Origin of the sequence: Thermococcus sp. EP1, assembly GCF_001317345.1 — an archaeon.
Taxonomy (GTDB): domain Archaea; phylum Methanobacteriota_B; class Thermococci; order Thermococcales; family Thermococcaceae; genus Thermococcus_A.
Map to the genome: position 1 here is coordinate 1 of NZ_JXCG01000034.1, position 762 is coordinate 762.

Annotated in this window: 1 protein-coding gene; it reads left to right on the forward strand. The window is 41.9% G+C overall.

All coding sequences use genetic code 11. The annotated features are described in order from the left end of the window. Positions 1–762: AAA family ATPase (locus tag EP1X_RS09930; protein ID WP_156300742.1), on the forward strand; the 762-nt coding region annotated here is incomplete at both ends.

Below are 762 nucleotides of genomic sequence, written 5' to 3' on the forward strand. Positions count from 1 at the left end.
AAATCCTTCAAATTCACACAAGAGGCATGCCGCTTGAGCCAGATTATGATAAGAGAAATGTTCTTAGAGTCCTAAGAGAACTTAGAAAGAGAGAAACATTTGATAAGGACAAACTAGACTCCATCATGGAAAAAGTTGAGAATGTTAGAGATGAGAGTGAAATTAAAGCGATACTAAAGGAGGAAAGCGATATATATAAGGAAGTTAGGGTAAGACTCATTGATCTCATGCTTGAAGAGTTGGCTGAAAGGACTCATGGATTCGTGGGTGCTGATCTGGCAGCATTGGCAAGAGAAGCTGCAATGGTTGTCTTAAGAAGGCTCATTACCGAAGGCAAAATTAATCCCGAAGAAGAGAAGATACCTCGGGAGGTTCTTCAAGAGCTCAAGGTTACAAAAAATGATTTCTATGAAGCATTGAAGATGATAGAACCATCTGCACTTAGAGAGGTTCTGATTGAAGTTCCTAATGTTAGGTGGGACGATATAGGAGGTCTTGAAAGCGTGAAGCAGGAATTAAAAGAAGCAGTGGAGTGGCCATTAAAATACCCCAAAGCATTCCAAAGATTAGGGATAACTCCTCCCAAGGGTATTTTGCTCTATGGTCCTCCTGGTACTGGTAAGACTCTTTTGGCTAAGGCTGTTGCTAACGAAAGTGAGGCTAACTTTATTGGAATCAGGGGTCCAGAGGTTTTGAGCAAGTGGGTTGGTGAAAGTGAGAAGAGAGTTAGGGAGATCTTTAGAAAGGCAAGGCAGGCAGCTC